The organism is Ancylomarina sp. YFZ004, assembly GCF_054254355.1.
Map to the genome: position 1 here is coordinate 144,253 of NZ_JBTCHQ010000004.1, position 19,840 is coordinate 164,092.

General features: G+C 36.2%; 16 protein-coding genes. 4 read left to right on the forward strand and 12 right to left on the reverse strand.

Annotated elements, in window-relative coordinates; genetic code table 11:
* Window positions 1-136: 136 nt before the first annotated feature.
* Window positions 137-1,183: a nucleoid-associated protein gene (locus tag ACXR6G_RS08325; RefSeq protein ID WP_458360955.1), complete on the forward strand. Its 1,047-nt coding sequence runs from the start codon at window positions 137-139 to the stop codon at window positions 1,181-1,183.
* A 544-nt stretch (window positions 1,184-1,727) separates the two neighbouring features.
* Here the strand turns inward: ACXR6G_RS08325 and nrfD are convergent.
* The 7 genes from nrfD to ACXR6G_RS08360 all read right to left on the reverse strand — a co-directional run bounded on the left by nrfD (window position 1,728) and on the right by ACXR6G_RS08360 (window position 9,226).
* A complete protein-coding gene (gene nrfD / locus ACXR6G_RS08330) occupies window positions 1,728-2,669 on the reverse strand; it encodes an NrfD/PsrC family molybdoenzyme membrane anchor subunit (protein ID WP_458360956.1) in 942 nt (313 codons plus the stop codon).
* A gap of 72 nt (window positions 2,670-2,741) precedes the next feature.
* Window positions 2,742-3,275, reverse strand: a complete 534-nt coding sequence (locus ACXR6G_RS08335; protein ID WP_458360957.1) for a 4Fe-4S dicluster domain-containing protein — start codon at window positions 3,273-3,275, stop codon at window positions 2,742-2,744.
* On the reverse strand, window positions 3,272-5,509 hold the full coding sequence (locus ACXR6G_RS08340) for a molybdopterin-containing oxidoreductase family protein (RefSeq protein WP_458360958.1): 2,238 nt from the start codon (window positions 5,507-5,509) through the stop codon (window positions 3,272-3,274). Before ACXR6G_RS08340 ends, ACXR6G_RS08335 begins: the two co-directional genes overlap by 4 nt.
* A 75-nt stretch (window positions 5,510-5,584) precedes the next feature.
* Window positions 5,585-6,430, reverse strand: a complete 846-nt coding sequence (locus ACXR6G_RS08345) for a sulfurtransferase (RefSeq protein WP_458360959.1) — start codon at window positions 6,428-6,430, stop codon at window positions 5,585-5,587.
* 69 nt (window positions 6,431-6,499) lie between these two features.
* The gene (locus tag ACXR6G_RS08350) at window positions 6,500-7,531 is read right to left on the reverse strand and encodes a porin (RefSeq protein WP_458360960.1); all 1,032 of its coding nucleotides are present in this window, start codon (window positions 7,529-7,531) and stop codon (window positions 6,500-6,502) included.
* Window positions 7,532-7,686: 155 nt separating this feature from the next.
* Window positions 7,687-8,640 (reverse strand): rhodanese-like domain-containing protein, encoded by a 954-nt coding sequence (locus tag ACXR6G_RS08355; RefSeq protein WP_458360961.1) that lies wholly within the window; start codon window positions 8,638-8,640, stop codon window positions 7,687-7,689.
* Window positions 8,641-8,689: 49 nt separating this feature from the next.
* Window positions 8,690-9,226 (reverse strand): rhodanese-like domain-containing protein, encoded by a 537-nt coding sequence (locus tag ACXR6G_RS08360; RefSeq protein ID WP_458360962.1) that lies wholly within the window; start codon window positions 9,224-9,226, stop codon window positions 8,690-8,692.
* 300 nt (window positions 9,227-9,526) lie between these two features.
* Here ACXR6G_RS08360 and ACXR6G_RS08365 point away from each other — a divergent pair, with 300 nt between their 5' ends.
* Window positions 9,527-10,222: a Crp/Fnr family transcriptional regulator gene (locus tag ACXR6G_RS08365; protein WP_458360963.1), complete on the forward strand. Its 696-nt coding sequence runs from the start codon at window positions 9,527-9,529 to the stop codon at window positions 10,220-10,222.
* Between the two features lie 92 nt (window positions 10,223-10,314).
* On the opposite strand, the gene ACXR6G_RS08370 is transcribed toward ACXR6G_RS08365, so the two are convergent.
* The 5 genes from ACXR6G_RS08370 to ACXR6G_RS08390 form a co-directional block, all read right to left on the reverse strand.
* On the reverse strand, window positions 10,315-10,914 hold the full coding sequence (locus ACXR6G_RS08370) for an SHOCT domain-containing protein (RefSeq protein WP_458360964.1): 600 nt from the start codon (window positions 10,912-10,914) through the stop codon (window positions 10,315-10,317).
* Between the two features lie 248 nt (window positions 10,915-11,162).
* A complete protein-coding gene (locus tag ACXR6G_RS08375; RefSeq protein WP_458360965.1) occupies window positions 11,163-12,245 on the reverse strand; it encodes a 3-oxoacyl-ACP synthase III family protein in 1,083 nt (360 codons plus the stop codon).
* Between the two features lie 345 nt (window positions 12,246-12,590).
* Window positions 12,591-13,679 carry a DUF4932 domain-containing protein gene (locus ACXR6G_RS08380; RefSeq protein WP_458360966.1) on the reverse strand — a complete coding sequence of 363 codons (1,089 nt, stop codon included), beginning with the start codon at window positions 13,677-13,679 and terminating at the stop codon, window positions 12,591-12,593.
* 100 nt (window positions 13,680-13,779) lie between these two features.
* Window positions 13,780-16,149: an FtsX-like permease family protein gene (locus tag ACXR6G_RS08385; protein WP_458360967.1), complete on the reverse strand. Its 2,370-nt coding sequence runs from the start codon at window positions 16,147-16,149 to the stop codon at window positions 13,780-13,782.
* Window positions 16,150-16,200: 51 nt separating this feature from the next.
* Window positions 16,201-16,908 (reverse strand): ABC transporter ATP-binding protein, encoded by a 708-nt coding sequence (locus tag ACXR6G_RS08390; protein WP_458360968.1) that lies wholly within the window; start codon window positions 16,906-16,908, stop codon window positions 16,201-16,203.
* Between the two features lie 177 nt (window positions 16,909-17,085).
* Between ACXR6G_RS08390 and ACXR6G_RS08395 the strand changes: the two genes are divergently transcribed.
* Window positions 17,086-18,456 (forward strand): sigma-54-dependent transcriptional regulator, encoded by a 1,371-nt coding sequence (locus tag ACXR6G_RS08395; RefSeq protein WP_458360969.1) that lies wholly within the window; start codon window positions 17,086-17,088, stop codon window positions 18,454-18,456.
* Window positions 18,446-19,795 (forward strand): sensor histidine kinase, encoded by a 1,350-nt coding sequence (locus ACXR6G_RS08400; RefSeq protein ID WP_458360970.1) that lies wholly within the window; start codon window positions 18,446-18,448, stop codon window positions 19,793-19,795. Before ACXR6G_RS08395 ends, ACXR6G_RS08400 begins: the two co-directional genes overlap by 11 nt.
* The last annotated feature ends 45 nt before the right edge of the window (window positions 19,796-19,840 follow it).

The following is a 19,840-nucleotide window of genomic DNA, read 5'->3' on the forward strand; positions in this document are numbered from 1 at the left end:
ATTGTTTTCACATTTATCAATGCCTTGAGTGTACTTTTCATTCATTAAAGTCAGTATCTTTACACTTTATTTCTGATCATTTTTTTATGATTAGATTTAATGAAGAAATCAATTAAGAATAAATAAAAGAGTAAGCATGTTTAATTTCGATGATATAAATCTGGACCGAATAGTGGTTCATAATGTAGGTAATAAGCATCACGAGGAGACTTTGAAACTTTCAAAGCAGGGCATACAGTTAGAAGATGATGATGTTAGAGATATTCTATTGAAATATTTTTTATCGGCTTTTAATAAGGAAGAGTTCTACAATTTTCAGCACGAAGAAGGATTAGACATGAATGAGGTGTTTAGTTTTGCTTCTGAATTTTTTGAGGAGAATGAGAGCTTCTACGATCAATCGGTAAATATTGCTATGCACCTTTACGATAAATCAAATCATCCTAATATTAAAGGTGGTGAGTTTTACTTGGTTGCGTTCTCTGGTTGTATTGTCGATGGTGAGGTTTGTGATGCTTTAGGTATTTTTAAATCAGAGAATAAGGATACTTTCCTAAAGGTATACCAGAATCAGGAAAACTTCGAATTGGGTTGTGAGAGTGGCATCAATATCAAGAAATTGGATAAAGGTTGTCTTATTTTCAATACGGAGAAGGAAAATGGATACAAGGTTTGTATCGTTGATAAAACCAATAAGAATGGTGAAGCAATCTATTGGAAAGAGGATTTCTTGAACCTAAAGCTTCGTGAGGATGATTTTTACCATACTCAGAATTACCTTGAGATGTGTAAAGGATTTATCGGGGAAGTTTACAACGATGAGAACGAAGTTGCAAAAGCTGATCAAATTGATTTGATGAATAAATCGATTAACTTCTTTAAGGATAAAAAGGAGTTTAATGAAGATCTATTTAAAAAGGAGGTGATTGAACAACCTGATGTTGTTAATGCCTTTGACGAATACAAAAGCTATTACCAAGGTGAACACGACAGTGATATTAATGCAGATTTTAGTATCAATAAAGATGCGGTAAAAGGAGAGCAACGATTCTTTAAACAAGTCTTGAAATTGGATAAAAATTTCCACGTTTATATTCATGGACAACGTAAATTCTTAGAAAAGGGATTCGATGCAGCTCGTGATATGAGCTACTACAAGCTCTTTTTTAGAGATGAGAACTAGAATATAAGAACACAAAATACTAAGCCAATGGAATCAATTTTCTGTTGGCTTTTTTTATGGCTGATGATTTTGCACCCTATCGTCTGCAGCTGTCATGCTCTGACTATAATGGAGTCGTATGTGTCAGGTTATGACTAGTATTATAAATAGCAATTGCATAGTTTATTGAGCCCCTCACAATAAACTTGCTTTTAAAATATGCTATTTTCAGATTTCGAGTTTGGGATTTCGAATTCCTTTTGCAGCTTAGGTGATTTAAAATCATCAATTCCTTAAGCCCAGATTACAAATCTGGGGCAGCTATAGCTTTCATGACTATTTCTGTATTGTCATGCTCTGACTATATGGGAGCTGTATGTGTCAGGGTATGACTAACTAATAAATAGTAGTTGCGGCGTTTATTGATCCCGAGAATACGTGAACAAAAAAGTGAGACCCTCAGAGAAACTGCATAAAAAAAAACCGCACATTAGGTGGTAACCCAAGTGACGGTTTTCTGTGAACATATCAGATTTTAATCACAAATCTGAATTTACCTAAACCACTAATATAAGTACTGACTGATTTGGCCTGCATCAACCATGATGAATCGGAAAACTAAGCCTCCAATTAAAATGAGTAAGGCTGGCAAAGCAACAGGAATATGTTTGCCTCTAAGTTCCATAATTTCGAGAATTGCAGGAATCACTAAACCAAGTAGAACCACACCACCCCAGAAAGGCAGAGTATAAGCACCTCCGAGGAATAGCTGAGCCGCTTCAATTTGTGCCGCATTACTGGCCATAAATCCCATAAATAGGTGAATGATAAAGAAGACTTCTATTCCAATTAATAGTAAATCGATCTTGCTGAATAGGGTACGTTCTAATTTTTCTTTGGACAGCCACATGATGGTTGCTGCACCCGTTGATAAACCAGAAACAAGAAATAGAGGACCTAAAATAGAGGTGTTCCACAAAGGACGCGCATTAAAGGCAGATAAAAGAATACCTGTATAAATACCTAGAATAACAGATGAAATAATCATGACCCAAGCGAAAGCTTTGCGGTATTTTTGTACAAATTCCTCTATCCATTCAAGGTATTTGACTTGCCATGTCCAATCTGGAATAAGATCGCGCCAATAGCTAAGGCACCAAGCTATAGAGAGTGGTGTGATGAGCATGAGTGTCCAGGCACCCCATGACATTGGTGACTCTATACGGATTGTGGTGTATAGTTGCCAGAAATAGAGCTTGTTTTTCAAGTCTAGAAATAGAACACCTAAGCCTACGATTAAAATAATAGGGACAAGGAATGTTGCTTTTCTGACTGCAGTTGGTAATTCTTTTTCTCTTCCTAAAAGTGAATAAAGAGCCGCAAAGAATAGGATTCCAGCTGCTAACCCTCCTAAAAATAAATAAAGAGGAATTTCCCACCCCCAAATGCCCAGTGTGGGATCGATATGGGGGTTCATTCTTCCACTAATTAAAATTTCTTCGTTCATAAGAATATTTTTTAGCCTTAAGTCATAGCTTAAGGATTGTGAAAATCTATAAATCTTATTGTCTCAAAATGTTTAAGTCAGGTAGTAAACCTGTGGCTTTGTTCCAACTTCTGGAGCAAGGACTTTCCACGTTCGGTTTTTAAGAAGTTGACTAACCTGAGATTGTTCATCTTCTATATCACCAAAATACATGCAATTTGTTGGACAAACAGAAACACATGAAGGCTTCTTACCTTCCTTTAGGCGATGATTACAGAAGCTACATTTATCAACAAAGCCATCAGGATGAGAGTATCGAGCATTGTAAGGACATGATTGTACACAAGCACCACAACCAATACATTTCGATCGATCCACCATGACTAATCCACCATTCTCGTAGTGACTCGCTCCAGTTGGGCAGCAACGTACGCAAGGTGAGTTCTCACAATGGTTACATCGTTCTGAGCGTAATTCGATGCTCACATTGGGGAAAGTGCCTTTGGCAGTTTCAATAACCCAATCGCGACAATAACCGATAGGTACGCGGTTTTCATTTTGGCAGGCAACAACACAGTCGCTACAGCCTACACATTTTTTCGTATCAATTAGCATTGCATATCTCATGAGATAACCTCCCTTTCTGGCTTGTCAATTATAAATTTCACAAAATTTCCACGCATTCCTGTTCCACCCATTACTGGATCGATCATTACGTTGGTTACGAGTTGAGAATCACTAATCCCTCGTCCATTTGAACGATTAAGTTTCTTGTTTGATTTCCCAAATCCATGAACCATGTACACATTATCCATGCCAATACGTTCGGTAACTCTTACTTTGATAGGGAATTCTGATTTTATACCATCTTGATTTTCAAGCCAGACTTCCTGATTATTTACGATACCTGCTTGCATGGCGATTATAGGATTTACCCAAAGCTTATTTTCGCTCATCAGCTCATTCAGGTTTGGATTATTAGCCGTACGGCCAAAAGTGTGCATAGGTGCACGTCCGTAGTTGAGCCTGAAGAAACCTGCTGGTGGTTCAGGATGAGGTGTGTAGTTTGGTAGTGGATCAAAACCTTCCATTTCCAGGTCAGTTGAGTAGAGTTCAATCATACCTGTAGGTGTTCCGAATTCGTACTCTTCACCCTCTTCAAGATATAGATTTTCATGCTTTCGCTTGAATTTAATAACACCCTTCTCTTGCATTTCAGCCAATGAGTGTCCCATTTGTTTCAGTTGCCAATCTAGAACTTCAGAATAGCTCTTATAGTTGAAATAAGAACTCAGTTTTAGCTTTTCGGCCAACTTACGAACGATCCAATCTGATGGTTTCGTCAAGTATTTGGGTTTTGCTGCCGGCATTCGTACGGCTATGTTTGGCTCTCGGTTTGGAGAAACACGAATATCATCGTAACGCTCCAGGTAAGTACATTCAGGGAGAATAATATCGGCATAGCCTGTAATCTCCATTGGCATGGTATCCACCACTACAAAAAGGTCTAGATTATCTATAGCTTCAATAGTTCGTTTGGTGTTTGGAATAGTTGATATCAGATTTGTACCAACGACGAACCAACCTTTAATTTTTTTATCTGTTTTATTGTCAGGATGAGTCGCATCGACAAATACATTTGCGATTGATGAACCTGCTAGTGTGTATTTTCCATCAAGATAATCTTTCCATGTCCACGAAACAGATGGGAAGGCTGGATGAGGGAATGAAGGCACTTTGGCTTTTTCAGGGAAATAGAAACCGCCTTTACGGCCCCATGATCCAAGTAAAGCATTTAGCATTGCCATCGCGCGTAAGCGTTGTGTATCATCACCATACCAAGTCACATGACGTCCTGGATGAATAAGTGTAGCTGGAGCATTAAAAGCCATCTCTCTAGCTGTTTCTCTGATCACATCGGCTTTAATCGTTGTAATTTCTTCAGCCCATTCCGGGGTTTTATCAGCTATATGTGCTTCAAGATCTTCGAAACCATATGCGTACTGATCGATATATGCTTTATCGTATAATTTCTCTGTGACTAAAACATGCATCCATGCTAATAATAGAGCAATATCGGTTGCAGGTTTAATAGGGAGCCAATATTTCGATTTACTGGCTGCGGTTGATAATCGAGGATCAACAGTGATTATTTTTAAGCCCTTATCAATGGCTTTAGACATTTCCTGAACATGAGAGTTGTGCATGTTCTCACCTATATGGTTACCAATTAGAACCAGGCATTTGGTATTTTCCAAATCGACAGGTTCCGGGGAGTTGATGTTAGCACCAAAGGTTGCATGGAAGCCAACCTCGCGAGGACCGCGACACTGGGCATAGGAGGGAGCGGTAATGTTTCTGGAACCGAATGCTTTGAATAGTTTACCGAAATGTGCACCACCAGAACCGTGTTTGAATAAGGCCATACTTTCAGGACCATGTTCTTCGGAAACCTGATTCATTTTGTCAGCAATAAATCGGAATGCTTCATCCCAACTGACTTCTTTGAAAGTCTGTTTGCCATCAACTTCTACACGCATTAATGGCGATTTTAATCGATCTTCATCATTGTACATGCCAAGACCACCAGTACCTCTAGGACAGAAACGTCCATTACAATGCGGATCATCTTCATTACCTTCTATTTTCCAAAGTTCACCTTTTTCATCCTTATGTACCCAGCCTGCACATTTCCAGAAACACACTTCACAATAGGTAGGTACACGTTTAAATTTGGAAGCATCCATGGGCTCACCGGCTTTCACCTGCCCAATCATGGCATTCAGAATTGGATTAGCTAAAACCAAGCCTCCGAATCCCAATGCGGATATCTTTATAAAATCTCTTCTTGACTTGCTCATCAGATCGATATTTTTAATTCAATCTGTTACCCTCTGGAAAGCCCAGAAGGTAGCAGATTTATGAAAACTTAGAGTCTATTTTTGTACAATTTCGCTTGCTGTCCATTCGAACAAAGCACCATCATAAACTTTTACATTTGGATAATCTAAAGCTGATGTTAAGGCTAGATATACAATACCAGCACGTACACTTGATTCACAATAAAGAATCACTTCTTTATCTTTTGTGATACCAGCTGCAGTGAAAAGAGCTTGTAATTCTTCTTTGGATTTTAGCTTTCCCTTAGTTGTCAATACCTTTTTAAACTCAAGGTTGATAGCTGAAGGGATGTGACCTTTTGGAAGTTTTGATTCTTTAATACCATTGTATTCGTCAGCTGCACGAACATCGACGATAATTGAAGTCGCACTACTTGAAGCTTTTTTAACTTGAATGATAGAGGCAATTGCTCCTTTGTTTAGGTTTACAGCAAATGTTGTTGCTTTTCTGTTAGCAGGATTCTTGGTCACAGGCTTACGAGCCATTCTCCAAGCTTTCATATGACCATCTAATAATTTGACATTTTTGGCTCCTAAATAGGTTAATATCCAATACATACGACCTGAATATTTTCCTGAGCCATTATCGTAAAGTACGATTGTATTGTTGTTGCTAATACCTTTTTCACCAAGGATCTTTGCGATCTCAGCACTTGATTTTAGGGTGCTTTTAGGTGAAGCTTTGTATAAGTCTTTGTGATTTATATTTATAGCTCCTGCAATATGAACCTTTTTATAATCGGCAGGTTTTCTTGCACTGACTAAAACAACATTCGGATCACTTTTAAGTTTCAAAAATTCTTTAACAGAAATGATATCCTGTGCGAAAGTCATTTGCATCCCTAGGAAGCAAACAAATACCATCAATATCAATTTTTTCATAATTATCTATTTTAATTTGATTAATAAAGTACAAGTAAAGGGAGTCTTTCGACTCCCAATCATCCCGTTTTAAAACTTAACCGTTACTTGCAACATGAAAATATCGTTATCAATTTCTTTTTCCTTTTCGGCTCTGTATACGTAGTTAGCCTGAACTTTTGTCCAATCGTTAAAGAAATAGTTTAGACCGTAGGTTGTACAGTACTCAGTGTTACCATCAATATCTTTACTTGAATCGAAATATTCAAATTTCACAACAGGTTGAAGGTTGTTTTGGAACTTATACATACCCATTACGAACATACCATCTCTCTTGATATCACCTTGATGTACTTCAATTGGCTCACCGCAACCACCACCAGTAGTATAAGAACCAACATCCTTAGCATACAAATATTCAGCTTGTAACATGAAAGCGCCTTGCTTGTATTGAATATCTGCACCATAGCGAGTTCTTTCATCTTCAGGCATACCGTCAACAGCAGCTGTTGCTTTACCAAACTTGTAGCTGGCACCAATTTTTAGATTTTTATGAGGGTTAGCAACTAAACGCGCTGCATAGTCTTTTCTTTTATTGTCATCATTTTGGAACAAACCAGTACCATTTGTAATAGCTACGCTATATTGGAATAGGGTTGAGTCTGCACCACCTAAAACCATAAAACCACGATCGCGATCAGGTGTTGCTAACTGCTCTACGACTTTAGAACGATTAATAGTATGAAGCTTATGACATGGCGTATTCAATTCCAAAGAGATTGGAGACTTGAATGAACCAAAAGACACTCTTGCAAAATCGTAACGAGAATAAGTTACAAAGGCATCAAGTAAATAAGGCGTTCCATCATTCTTATTAGGACTGGTTTCAAGTACCATATAGTAGCTGAAATCATAAGGGATACTACCCATAGCACCTATTCGAGCTCTGTTAAAGTTAAATGTATTGCTGTCATCAATTCCTTCATTTTGGTTGTATTCGAATTTAGGTTGGAAGAATCCGAATACGTTTACACCTTCACCAGAAGGTTCATCACATCCCTGTGCATTTGCTACAACTGGCAACATCATGATGACCATTATAGCGAGTAGTATATTTTTCATGTTTGTAATTTTTTGATAGGTTAGGTTGAGGATATATTCAGAGCTCAATATCTAATCGAATATTCTTTAGAGATGAAAAGTCCTTGGTTAGTCAGTGATTTTTTTGTGTTAAAAAGCACTTAGGAGTGATGATCACTCTCAAGTGCTTTAAGATTCTAGTGAGCTCCTTGAACCCACTGGTTTCCAGTAATAGCAGCATTATCAATCCACTGGCTATGTGTGTTTTGTAAACCATTCATTCCGAACAATAAACTTTTTGCTTTATCGTATCCTAATACGTGTAGGTAAGCTGTAATAATACTTGAAGTTTGTCCAGTATAACAATAAGTTACGATTGTTTGATTTGGATCAAGATTGAATACTTGACTTCCATTTAAAGTTAATGGGTTTAAACGGTGAGCACCTTTAAAGTGACCAAAAGCATTCCAGTCGCCTTCTGAGAAATAATTATTGATCTGGTAGTTTGAAGGAGTCGATAATAGATCAGGATTCTTAACCGACCATGCTGTATTTTCCAACATCGCTTGAACTCTTTCTTTAAGAATTGCGGCACCTTCAGTAGCCGTAGTATAAAGAACAGGAGCAGGATAAGTTGATGGGTTAACTGGAGCATCATTTGTCCAATTTGCATGATCTTTAGCTGCATCACCAATATTGCTATCCCAAGGACCAGTATTACCTTGACCACTCATACCCCACTTAAGCAAAGCTGCTTTTGGGTAGCCACTCAAACGTAAAGCAACAACCGCTCTAGCTGCAGTTTGTCCTGTATAACAAACAACTAGTATAGGGTTGTTTGCAGCTTTTGCAGTTTCTAGAATATTACCTAAAGTTGAGTTTACTGCACCATCTAAATGACCCGTTGTAAAATCAGCAGCTGAACGGATATCAATAATATACTTATCTGCAAGTGTTTTTGTAGCAAATTTTCCATTTTCAGTCGTTGAAATAACCTGGTTCAAGTCCATTTGGTTATCAACCAGGTAAGTTTGAAGTGCTTCAAAGGCAGGATTATCAACACCTGTTGCATCATCATCTTCTTTACAAGACGAAAGGAATAACATCGGCAATAAAGCCAGAATGACTAGAAATTTTGTAAACTTTTTCATTGTAAAAGGATTTAGGTTTTTATTATTTAGGTTTTGTAATTTTAAGTTATTAGCAGCCTCCTGAATCTTCTTCTTCAGCAGCAGCACTGACTTGGGCACCAGCCTCAATTTTATCTTCTTTAATTTCGGGGTATTTGATATGCCAGTCAGTCCAGCCTCCTGTCATGTTTTTCACATTGCTATAGCCGAGTTGTTTAAGAGTAAGAGCTGCAAGGGCACCTCGTTTCGATTTCTTACAATACAAAACAAGCATTTCGTTTTTCTCAGGAACGTACATACCTTCTTCATCCCAAACTTTTTCGCTGGCAATACGAAACTCGATAACGCCACGTGGAATTGAAATTGAACCAGGGATAAAGCCTTTTTTGTGCTCTTCAGGTAAGCGAACATCAATAAGTATATAAGCCGAATCACTATTCATTAACCCATGAAATTCGTCTATGCTCAAATCTGCAGTTAAGGATCGTGCTTCTGTTATCATTTCATCTACACTTTCATAAGTTTTTTCTTCGGGAATACTCTTCATACTACATCCCCATAAAAATGACATTAGGCTGATGGATAGAAGGACTTTTATTGTCTTCATATGCTTTGAGGTTTTTGGTTAGTTGCTATTAGAAAATGTGTTTAAGAAATTGGTCTTTAAATAAGCTATTGAATAAAGATTAATTTCTTTAATGTAATATTAGAGCTTTATTGGAAGATATACTTGTGATTTGTAGTGGAATAACTCAAGTCAGCTTTTGGAATATGCAATAAAAAACTTGAGTAGATTGGTATAAAAACTTGATCTATTACATGCCAAAAATTGATATATAACATGTTTTATCTTGATAGATTTGTATATATTTAGATCTGTAGATTTAAAACCTAAACCCAAAATATTATGACTATCCCCGAAAAATCAGTCACTTGCAAGAATTGTTTAACTAAGTCTGAGTGTTTCAAAGAGTTGAATAATTCTCAGTTGGAAATGATTGAAAATGGTCGCTTAGAAGTCACTTTTAAAAAGGGAGAAGTCATTTGTAAACAAGGCATGTTAGCCTCACATGTAATCTATATCCGGAGTGGATTCGTAAAACTTTATATAGAAGGCAATAATGGAAAGAATATTATTTTGACCATTGAAAAGGATGGTTATTTGATTGGCTTGCAATCTTTATTTGGGAAAAATGTCTTTCATTACACAGCTGTCGCCTACGAGGAAACAACAGTTTGCCTGTTCGAGATGAAGGCATTAAGTAATTTATTGGAGCATAATGCTAGCTTTGCAGCTAAACTGATAGCTCGTTTGAACGAGAATACGATTCGATCTTACAGTCGCCTGTTTTGCTTAACTCAAAAACAATCTAGCGGGAGATTGGCTGAAATACTGCTATGTCTGTCGAATAGGATTTATCAAAGCCCACGTTTTAACTTGGCTTTATCAAGAAAAGACCTGGCAGAACTCACTGTGATGTCTGTTGAGAGTTTATCACGTGTTATTAAAGAATTTAAGGAAGACAAACTGATTATTGTAGATGGAAAAACCATTGAAATATCAGATCGAAAACGACTCGAAATGATATGCGAGAATGGCTAGAATTAGCATTTAAAGACTTATAAATAAAGAATGGCGGCTTATAACCTGATTAAGGAAATAAGCCGCCATTTTATGATTGATGTTTGAAGATTTTATTCAGCTAGAATTTTCTTCTTTTCAGCATCAAATTCTTCTTGAGTTAGTATGCCCTCGTCTAATAGTTTTTTAAGCTGAGTCAGTCTTTCTGCTTTAGATTTAATTATTATTTCAGTTGGAGTTGCTTTATAATTATCTGGGCAGCCCGTGTAATTAAGACTGTAGTGAAAATTTTTATAGTCAATCTTTGAAACACCACTTTCATGAATGCTAGGTTTCCAGAAAGAGCCAGAAGCACCATCAACAATTAAACCCCAGGGCACAGGTACTCCACCAATAACACCTGTCCAAGTCACTATGGTTCCTGCAAGTGTCCAACCACGAAAACTTCTTTCCGTAAAGTCGAATGTTTGTTCATCACAGTTAGGTTCCTTTACAGTAATTGAAAAATAAGCGGCATTTTTTCTGGGTGCTAAAAAAATCGTTTGACCGTTTCCTTTTGTTTTTCCGTCGTATTTGATAGTTGCATAGGGATGATCTTCGACTGTAACATGCGCATAGTATTTACTTCCACCTATAATGACACCACAGCTTGATAAGAGAATGCTGGATAAAAATAATAAAGAGAGTCTTGTTTTTAGTTTGTGTTTGATCATTATGTTTTTTTTAAATGAATAGCATACTTTATGGTTTTCAAACATAATGAAAATATTTATCTTTTTTTATGCTATATGATAAATCAAATTATTAGATTTCCCCATTGTTATTTTATGTCAATTTTTTTAAACAGATTTGGAATCTGAGGGAGTTGGTTGAAGCATTTAAAGACTCATAAATAAAGAATGGCGGCTTATAACCTGATTAAGGAAATAAGCCGCCATTTTATTTTTTTGAATAGAAATATCTACATTTTATAGACCATCGCATTGATATTCATTCCTGCACCTACTGATGCAAAGATAATGCTGTCACCCTTATTTATTTTGTGAGGTTTCAGTTCATCCTTAAGAATAAGATCAAGTAGAGTAGGGACGGTTGCAACAGAAGAATTCCCTAACCACGATACGGTCATTGGCATGATATCTTCTGGTAACTCATCTATATCATATAGCGCATATAATCTTTTTAATATGGCATCATCCATTTTTCCATTAGCTTGATGAATCAATACCTTTTTAATCTCGCTAAGAGGCGTTTTACTCTTAAGTAGAGCGGTTTGTATAGCCTGAGGAACTGTTGTTAGTGCATACTGGTATAATTTACGACCATTCATTTTCAAGAATAAGGCATCTTTATGCTCGCTATCAGGATTGAAAGATTTATCCATATATAACATCTCAGAATATTGATAGGTATCCGATCTAGTAGCATGGGCTAATATACCTATAGGGCTTTCACTTTCCTTAGCTTCTAAAATTACGGCACCAGCACCATCGGCATAAAGCATGCTGTCTCTATCGTTAGGATCAGAAATTCGAGATAAAACATCAGCACCTATAATTAACACCTGTTTTGCATCGCCCGACTTAATGTAATAATCAGCCTGAATAGTAGCTTGTAACCATCCTGGACATCCGAATGGTAAATCGTAAGCAACACAGTTAGGGTTTTGAATTGCTAGTTTATGCTTAACACGTGCAGCCAAACTGGGAACAAGATCTGATCTTCTATTATCGTGTTTAACATCACCAAAGTTGTGTGCGACGATAATATAATCCAACTCTTCCTTATTTATTTGAGAGCTTTCTATGGCGTCTTCTGCTGCAAAGAAAGCAATGTCAGATGTCACTAGATCTTTCGTAACATGTCGTCTCTCAGCAATGGTGGTTATATCTTCAAACTTCTCGGTTATTTCCTGATTTGATTTCGGACTCTTTTTGCCATAGGTGTCATAGAATTCAGTGGTGAGGAAATCCTCATTTTTCACCTTATTTGATGGTATGTATTTTCCTGTTCCTCTAATGATACTATAGATCTTGCTACTCATATTCTAATGGTTTTCAAATTGCTTATGGTGTGCGATTTTACTAGGAGGAGTGTGTGTTTGGTACACTGTGCTTTTCAAGTCGAGCTTAATAGGTTAATATTAGCAAAATATTTTTTAAAATTAGCCTTTGTACTTGCTATATTTTGTCCGAACCGCTTAAAGTGTCTTCCTATGAACAAAAAGTATGGAAAGTGGAAAGTTGAGGAAGTGAAAAAACCTTAGAATAATTTCTAAGGTTTTTTTTTACATATAAATTCAAATATTGAATAGAAGTAATGTTAATGGAATTAATTGAGGTAAGATTGAGCGAAGCGATAAGATAGCCCACCGATTATCCAATCGGTATTATTTAGATTTAGCGATTTTATTTCCTTTCTTTAAACACCATCTTAATATTTTAGGATAAAGATCCTTTATAGTTTCATTTTCTTGCTTAGAATTATATAATTCAACAAGTTTTGCATTAAATGCTGTACTATGAATAAAACCTCTAGATTCATTTTGTTTAGCCCATTTCAAACAAACCTGATCTGCCACCTCTGGAAAATATTTGTGTGTGAAAATATCATAAACTGCCCATGTCATATATTCATTAAATACTCCAAATTCAGATTCACTATATCCACTTTCCTTATCCCATTGAATAGCATCAAATTTTTCTTTAACTTCTTCACCAAATATTTCAGTGGTAGGATTAACAAATCCATGATCTGATTCTGTAAATAACATATGTATACCTTGAGCTATGTATTGAATCATTGGACGATCTTCTGGCTTACCTTTTAATATATGATCTGGAATTGTAATAAAATCCGTTGGGATATTACTCACATCAGCATGACAATTCATTCTACAAATTAAAGGAGAAGCTACGATATTGAAACTATGCTTTAAGCTATTTGTTTTTAATGGAAACTCCTTCTTTAAGAAAGATATCATCTCAGGAATCATCTGAGATTTAGAATATTCATACATTAATGTGTTGTAATACTCTTTATGATTTTTATAAAATTCTCGAAATTTAGAAACTTTCATAAAGTCATTTGCCAAATCCAAATTAGCTTCAAATTCCATTCTATCATCTTGTGCTCTAAATTCATTATTTTTAAACAAGTTTCCATTAGTGTCAATTATAAACGAATAGGCATCTGTTCTGAAACTTAAATAATAGTCCCATTTCTCTCTTGAATAGTTTACTTTCTCGATTAATGGATGCTTTGCGAATGGCATAAAATAAGCCATCACCTCTTTGTAATATTTCGTTTCTTTTTGTACTTCCCATTCATCCTTTAATCCATAAGGCGTTATTGCTAGGATAACATTTGAAAGTTCGTAAACTTCAGGAATACTAATTTCAATTTGTTTTTCATTTTTTTGCCCAAACGAACAATTGAAAAGAATAATTGATACAATTACTAAAACAATCTTTTTCATCTATATGAGTTCTGAGTTTTATTATTGTGAAAATATATTCTGACTAAGAGGCTTGTTAAGCTCTCTTTCTATTTTGAAAAATTAAAACTAATCATCCAGATTATTCATTCCTTAGGGAATCCACTGGATTTTGATTGGCAGCCTTCCAGGTTTGTATGCCTACAACGAGTAAAGCAAAAAGTGCGGTTAGTAATCCCGAAAATAGAAACGGAAGAACACCGATTTGAGTTCGGTATGCATATTGTTCCAGCCATTGATTCATAATATACCAAGATATTGGGATGGCTATTATAAAGGACAGTGTCAACCATTTTGCATAGGTGGAAAAGAATAATGTTGTTATTTGTAATGCACTTGCACCGCTTACTTTCCGAATACCAATCTCTTTGGTACGTTTTTGAACGATAAATAAGGTGAGCGCATATAGGCCAAGTAGTGCTAATAAAATGGATAGTACAGACGAATAAGTGGTGAGTGCTTGTGACCTTTCTTCCTGCTGATATCGATTACGACACATATCATCGATAAATATGTGGTAATTCGTTCTTGAAGGATCAATATTTGTGAAGATCCCTTTTACTTTCGATATTAAAGCACTGATATCATTGGTTTTTACTTTAAGCAATACAAACTGCATATTTCCATTACGTTTGAAGCAGGTAAACATTAAAGGGGCTATCTTTTCGTGCAAGGAGGCGTAATGGAAATCTTTAACAACAGCTTGAATATCATACTTTGCTTCATGAAACCAGATTAACTTGCCTAAAGGATCATCAACTCCAAGGTATTTAACAGCTGCTTCATTCAAGATGATTCCTCTGCAATGTTCAATCTGACTTTCATCAAATTCCTTTCCTTCTATAAGTTGTATGCCCAGTGTTTTAAAGTAATCGGGTCTGACACGATATTCATTACAATTCTTCGTGTTTTTAGCATCGCTACCATAAAGGCGAAACATTTGACCGCTTGTGCCACCTCCAGGAAGATGACAACTCGCACTAACCGAGCTTATTTCAGGCAGCTTTATCAGTTCTTGTTTAATAGTGGAATAGCCTTGTCTTTGTGCGCCACTAAGGTTGTTTATTGCAATAACATGTTCAGGTTCGAAGCCTAAATCTGTTTTTTTCATATAGTTGATTTGTTGTTGTGAGATAATGACAACAGAAATCAAAACAATGGAGGTTGAAAATTGAAAAATAAGCAGGATTCGAGACAGCAGATTTTTGCCTTTACCCGTTTGCAGATTACCTTTAATTATGGCAGCTGGCTTGTATCGAGTAATAGTAAAGGCAGGATACAAACCAGAAAGTAGACCGACAAGTAGTGTCATAGAAGGAAGACCGCAGTAGAGAATCGGATTCGATAAATACTCAATACTCAATTCTCTACTCATTAAATTACTAAAGGAGGATAAAAACACCTCTGCTAATATAATGCCAAAAAGCAGTGCTATTGATGACATTAATAGAGTCCGTCCTAAAAAATCTTTAATCAAATCATTTCGCTCTGCACCAATGGCTTTCTTTATCCCTATTTGGTTTAGTTTATCATCATAGTGGGCTGTTGTGATGTTTATAAAATTAACAATGGCAATGGCTAATATTAAAAAGGCCAGTAGAATATGGATATATATTGCTTTTATATCACCAGATGGTTTAAGGCTGGGGGTGTAGTCCGATTTTAAATGAATATCAGTTAATTTTTGTAAGTAAGATCCTGTTTTTTCGCCATATGCTCCAAAAGCATCATCAAGTAGTTTGGAATAGCTAGCCTCAATCTTTTTTATTGCTGCAGCCTCATTAATCCCTTCTTTAAGTAGAATGTAGGTGTGATATTCTATGCTTTTGTGATTTGCTTGATATGAAAAGCCAGTAAAAGGTAAGAGGACGTCAAAATCGTAATGAGATGTAAGAGGCAAGTCTTTAACAACAGAGTTGACTTTTAATAATCGGCCAAACATCTCGAATTCTTTACCACCCGCATCCGTTGTTCCAAATAGTTTTTTTGCAGTTGTGGCATTCATCACAACTCCATTGGGATTCGAAAACAAATGGACTGATTGTCCAGAAATAGGCTCTAGTGTAAATACCTTGTGAAAGTTAGTGTCGACATAATGACAACGTATTCCGTTGAAATGTTGATCTCCTACTGTTGCGTTTTGTCCATAACTTCTGTAGAGTTGGGTTATCTCTTCAATTTCGGGTATCTGGTTTGCAAAATTTTCAGAAGTTAAGCGGGTACAAATTTCAAGGGGTTGCAATTCATCACCCGTATCGTTAAGTAATGATATAAGATGGTGAATGCGTTCGTGCTTTGTGTTGAATTTATCGTAGCTCAGTTCGTGCTGCACGTATATGGAAATGAGAATAACTGCGGCCATGCCAACAGCAAGCCCGAAGATATTGATAATGGAGTTGAGTTTGTCCTTTGCCAGACTACGAAAGGAGAGTTTGAGTTTGTATAGAAACATATTGTTGTTTTGTTTGGGATAATAAATGTAATAAGATTGCTAGATATTTTACTAGTCGAGGACGACTGCTTCTCTATTTTGCGATATTATATTGTTTTCAGATATAATTGTACCATCGTATAGTTGAATGATGCGCTGTGCATATTCCGAATCTTTAAACGAGTGGGTTACCATCACAATGGTCGTCCCTTCCATATTTAACTCATTGAGTAGTTGCATAACTTCTGCTCCATTTTTTGAATCCAGATTTCCCGTGGGTTCATCGGCCAGAATGAGCTTAGGTTGAGAAACAACAGCTCTTGCTATTGCAACTCTTTGTTGCTGTCCTCCTGAAAGTTGTTGCGGATAATGTTTAGCTCTATGCGAGATATTCATTCGACTAAGCACTTTTTCAACTTCAATTTTTCTTTTCGCGGTCGGGACTCCCATATATATAAGAGGTAGCTCTACATTTTCAAAAACATTTAATTCATCTATCAAGTTAAAGCTTTGAAAAATAAAACCAATATTGCCTCTCCTATATTGAGTGAGCTTTTTTTCGTTTTGATCAGAAAGATCGGTACCGTTGAATATGTAGCTTCCCTGAGTAGGCTTATCAAGCAAACCAATCATATTTAATAATGTTGATTTCCCACAGCCCGAAGGCCCCATTATAGTAACAAATTCACCTTTTCGTATGTGAATATTTACTTTATTTAAGGCCGACGTTTCAAGCTCTTCAGTTCTGAAAACTTTGCTTAGATCTTTTACAACTATCATTCTAATGTTTTTTTATGTTCTCTTGTTTTATTGCAGATACTATGCCATAATCTTAAATATTCTGTTGTACAACGTGTTGTGATTTTGTTTTGTGTTTTAGTGTTGGATTATCCAACACTAGCTGTCGGTATTTACAACAATATGATTACTTTGCCACGGAACTTTAATTGATTATTGATGTCTGGAAAAGGAAAGCTTTTAATAATAGATGATAACGAGGAACTTCTCTTTGCATTTAAGTTGTATCTCAATACACACTTTTCAAAAATTGATACCATTAAGAATCCGAATCAGTTGCTTTCAAAGCTAGAGGATGAGGTGTACGATGTTTACATGCTGGATATGAATTTTAAAGCAGGTATAAACTCGGGGAATGAGGGTTTGTATTGGTTGAAACGAATTATTGAATTCGACTCCAATGCCTGTGTTGTTTTGATTACAGCTTATGGTGATGTTGAGTTGGCTGTAAAGGCAATGAAAGAAGGAGCTGTTGACTTTGTTCAAAAATCATGGGATGAAAATAAAATTTTATCGACTCTTTTAGCTGCCTATAAATTACGCCTATCCAAACTTGAAATAAAGGGGCTAAAAGAGAAGCAAAAGCAAATTAATCATCAGATAAATAAAAACAGTGAATTTGTAAGAGGGAAGTCCCCTGCTATGAAAGAAGTGTTTAGAACTCTTGATAAGGTAGCACGAACCGAAGCAAATGTTTTACTTATAGGAGAGAATGGTACGGGGAAAGAGCTGATTGCGAGGGAGCTTCATCTGAAATCGATGCGGAAAGATCAGGTATTTGTGCATCTTGATTTGGGTGCCCTAAGTGAGAGCTTGTTCGAAAGTGAATTGTTTGGTTCTAAAAAAGGTGCTTTTACCGATGCAAAAGAAGATCGTATGGGTAGATTTGAGTTGGCATCTGGCGGAACTCTATTTTTAGACGAAATTGGTAATGTGCCTATTCATTTGCAAACAAAGTTGTTAACGGCCATTCAAAACAAGCAAGTCGTTCCGCTTGGTGGGAATTCACCTGTAGCTGTTGATGTGCGTATTGTTGCAGCAACCAATAGCAATCTGTTTGAGATGGTTGCTGAGGGTACTTTTCGTGAAGATTTACTTTATAGGCTGAATACGATTGTGATTGACTTACCTCCTTTGCGCGAAAGGTTAGATGATATTCCAGATTTGGCTGATTTCTTTCTACAAAAGTATGCTGGTTTATACCAAAAGAAGATCATGCTTTTTGAGAACTCAGCTATAAAGAAACTTGCTCAATATACCTGGCCCGGAAACATTCGAGAATTTCAACATATTATCGAGAAATCGGTGATTCTTTCCGATACTGAAAAGCTAAGAGCTTCTGATATTTTAATAGGAGAGGGAGCTATGAGTTCAAAACGAAAAGTAGACAGTTTCAATTTAACTGAAAACGAGAAGCTTTTGGTCGAACAGGCAATTAAATATACGGGTGGCAACATGAGTTTGGCTGCAAAGGAACTAGGAATCAACCGATCTACTTTATACGACAAAATTAAAAAATATGATTTATAATAGGTTCTACGTATCGATTGTCATTCAAATTATTTTGTTGTCACTCACTCCAGTACTGTTTTTATACGTACGCCCCATGGCCTATATGATTGTTACAACTTACAGTCTTATTGCTTTATGGGTGATACAAATTATTTACCTGATTTACTATATAAACAAAACCAATCGCGATTTATCAAAGTTCTTCAATGCATTTCAATATCAAGATTCAACGCTTGTATTTAATCAGCAAAAAGAGGACAAGTCTTTTAAAAGCTTACATAAGAGTTTCAATCAGATTATTCATGCATTTGGGAAGGTTAAGATAGAAAAGGAGAAGGATTTTGTTTTTTTCCAGCATACGATACAATTGGTTGGTATTGGATTGTTGGCCTTCGATCATAAGGGAAATATACGTTTGTGTAATAAGGCTTTTAAGGAACTTTTTAAACTTGATGATTTTCAGAATATTGCAGAACTATCTTGTATTGATGAAAGTTTTCCTGAGTTTTTGCTTAAGATGAAGACTGATAAGCAGAATTTGCAAAACTATTTGCTTGAGAGCCAACTTCTAAAACTTGCAGTTAAAGCGGTTGATTTTAGATTGGAAAACGATTCTATTAAACTAGTTTCTTTTCAGGATATTAAAAATGAAATTGACAAGGGAGAAATGGAAGCCATGAACAAACTGATTCGTGTTTTCACCCATGAAATCATAAATTCGGTGAGCCCAATTTCCTTGCTTTCTGGTAGTCTAATCGATTTGTATGAGCGTCATGAAGAGGAATCATTTCAGCGACCACTAAATGAAGACTTAATATCGAATACCGTATTGGGTTTAAAAACTATTCGAAAGCGTAGTAAAGGACTCATCTCTTTTGTTGATGAATACAAAAATTTAACTCAATTGCCCAAAGCACGTTTCGAATTGTTTTCGGTCGTTAAATTGTTTGAGCATATAGAACTGTTGTTTCGCGAGGAATGTCAATCGGAAGGCATCGTGTTCGAAGTGTTGGTGAACGATGAGGCACAAGAGCTTATTGCAGATGAGAAGTTGATTGAACAAGTGCTCATTAATTTGGTTCGAAATTCAATTCATGCTCTTGAGGGAATGGCATCCAAACAGATCAGCTTGTCAGTTAATGAATCGAACCCGGTCAATCTTATCAAACTTTCTGATAATGGAAAAGGCATACCCGAAGACTTAATTGAGAATATATTTACACCATTTTTTACGACCAAGGAGAAAGGGTCGGGTATTGGTTTAAACCTGTCCCGACAAATCATGAGATTACACGATGGAAGTATTTCAGTCGTTTCAAAACCCACAATTCAAACTGAATTTAGCTTGCAGTTTTAGAAAGGTATAATCTTACAAAGGTTTTTACTTCCTTTGCATCTCAAT

Bases quoted from the DNA above. Each gene is read 5' to 3' on its own strand.
- ACXR6G_RS08325 (WP_458360955.1), top strand. From the start codon at position 137: ATGTTTAATTTCGATGATATAAATCTGGACCGAATAGTGGTTCATAAT.
- nrfD (WP_458360956.1), bottom strand. From the start codon at position 2,669: ATGAACGAAGAAATTTTAATTAGTGGAAGAATGAACCCCCATATCGAT.
- ACXR6G_RS08335 (WP_458360957.1), bottom strand. From the start codon at position 3,275: ATGAGATATGCAATGCTAATTGATACGAAAAAATGTGTAGGCTGTAGC.
- ACXR6G_RS08340 (WP_458360958.1), bottom strand. From the start codon at position 5,509: ATGAGCAAGTCAAGAAGAGATTTTATAAAGATATCCGCATTGGGATTC.
- ACXR6G_RS08345 (WP_458360959.1), bottom strand. From the start codon at position 6,430: ATGAAAAAATTGATATTGATGGTATTTGTTTGCTTCCTAGGGATGCAA.
- ACXR6G_RS08350 (WP_458360960.1), bottom strand. From the start codon at position 7,531: ATGAAAAATATACTACTCGCTATAATGGTCATCATGATGTTGCCAGTT.
- ACXR6G_RS08355 (WP_458360961.1), bottom strand. From the start codon at position 8,640: ATGAAAAAGTTTACAAAATTTCTAGTCATTCTGGCTTTATTGCCGATG.
- ACXR6G_RS08360 (WP_458360962.1), bottom strand. From the start codon at position 9,226: ATGAAGACAATAAAAGTCCTTCTATCCATCAGCCTAATGTCATTTTTA.
- ACXR6G_RS08365 (WP_458360963.1), top strand. From the start codon at position 9,527: ATGACTATCCCCGAAAAATCAGTCACTTGCAAGAATTGTTTAACTAAG.
- ACXR6G_RS08370 (WP_458360964.1), bottom strand. From the start codon at position 10,914: ATGATCAAACACAAACTAAAAACAAGACTCTCTTTATTATTTTTATCC.
- ACXR6G_RS08375 (WP_458360965.1), bottom strand. From the start codon at position 12,245: ATGAGTAGCAAGATCTATAGTATCATTAGAGGAACAGGAAAATACATA.
- ACXR6G_RS08380 (WP_458360966.1), bottom strand. From the start codon at position 13,679: ATGAAAAAGATTGTTTTAGTAATTGTATCAATTATTCTTTTCAATTGT.
- ACXR6G_RS08385 (WP_458360967.1), bottom strand. From the start codon at position 16,149: ATGTTTCTATACAAACTCAAACTCTCCTTTCGTAGTCTGGCAAAGGAC.
- ACXR6G_RS08390 (WP_458360968.1), bottom strand. From the start codon at position 16,908: ATGATAGTTGTAAAAGATCTAAGCAAAGTTTTCAGAACTGAAGAGCTT.
- ACXR6G_RS08395 (WP_458360969.1), top strand. From the start codon at position 17,086: ATGTCTGGAAAAGGAAAGCTTTTAATAATAGATGATAACGAGGAACTT.
- ACXR6G_RS08400 (WP_458360970.1), top strand. From the start codon at position 18,446: ATGATTTATAATAGGTTCTACGTATCGATTGTCATTCAAATTATTTTG.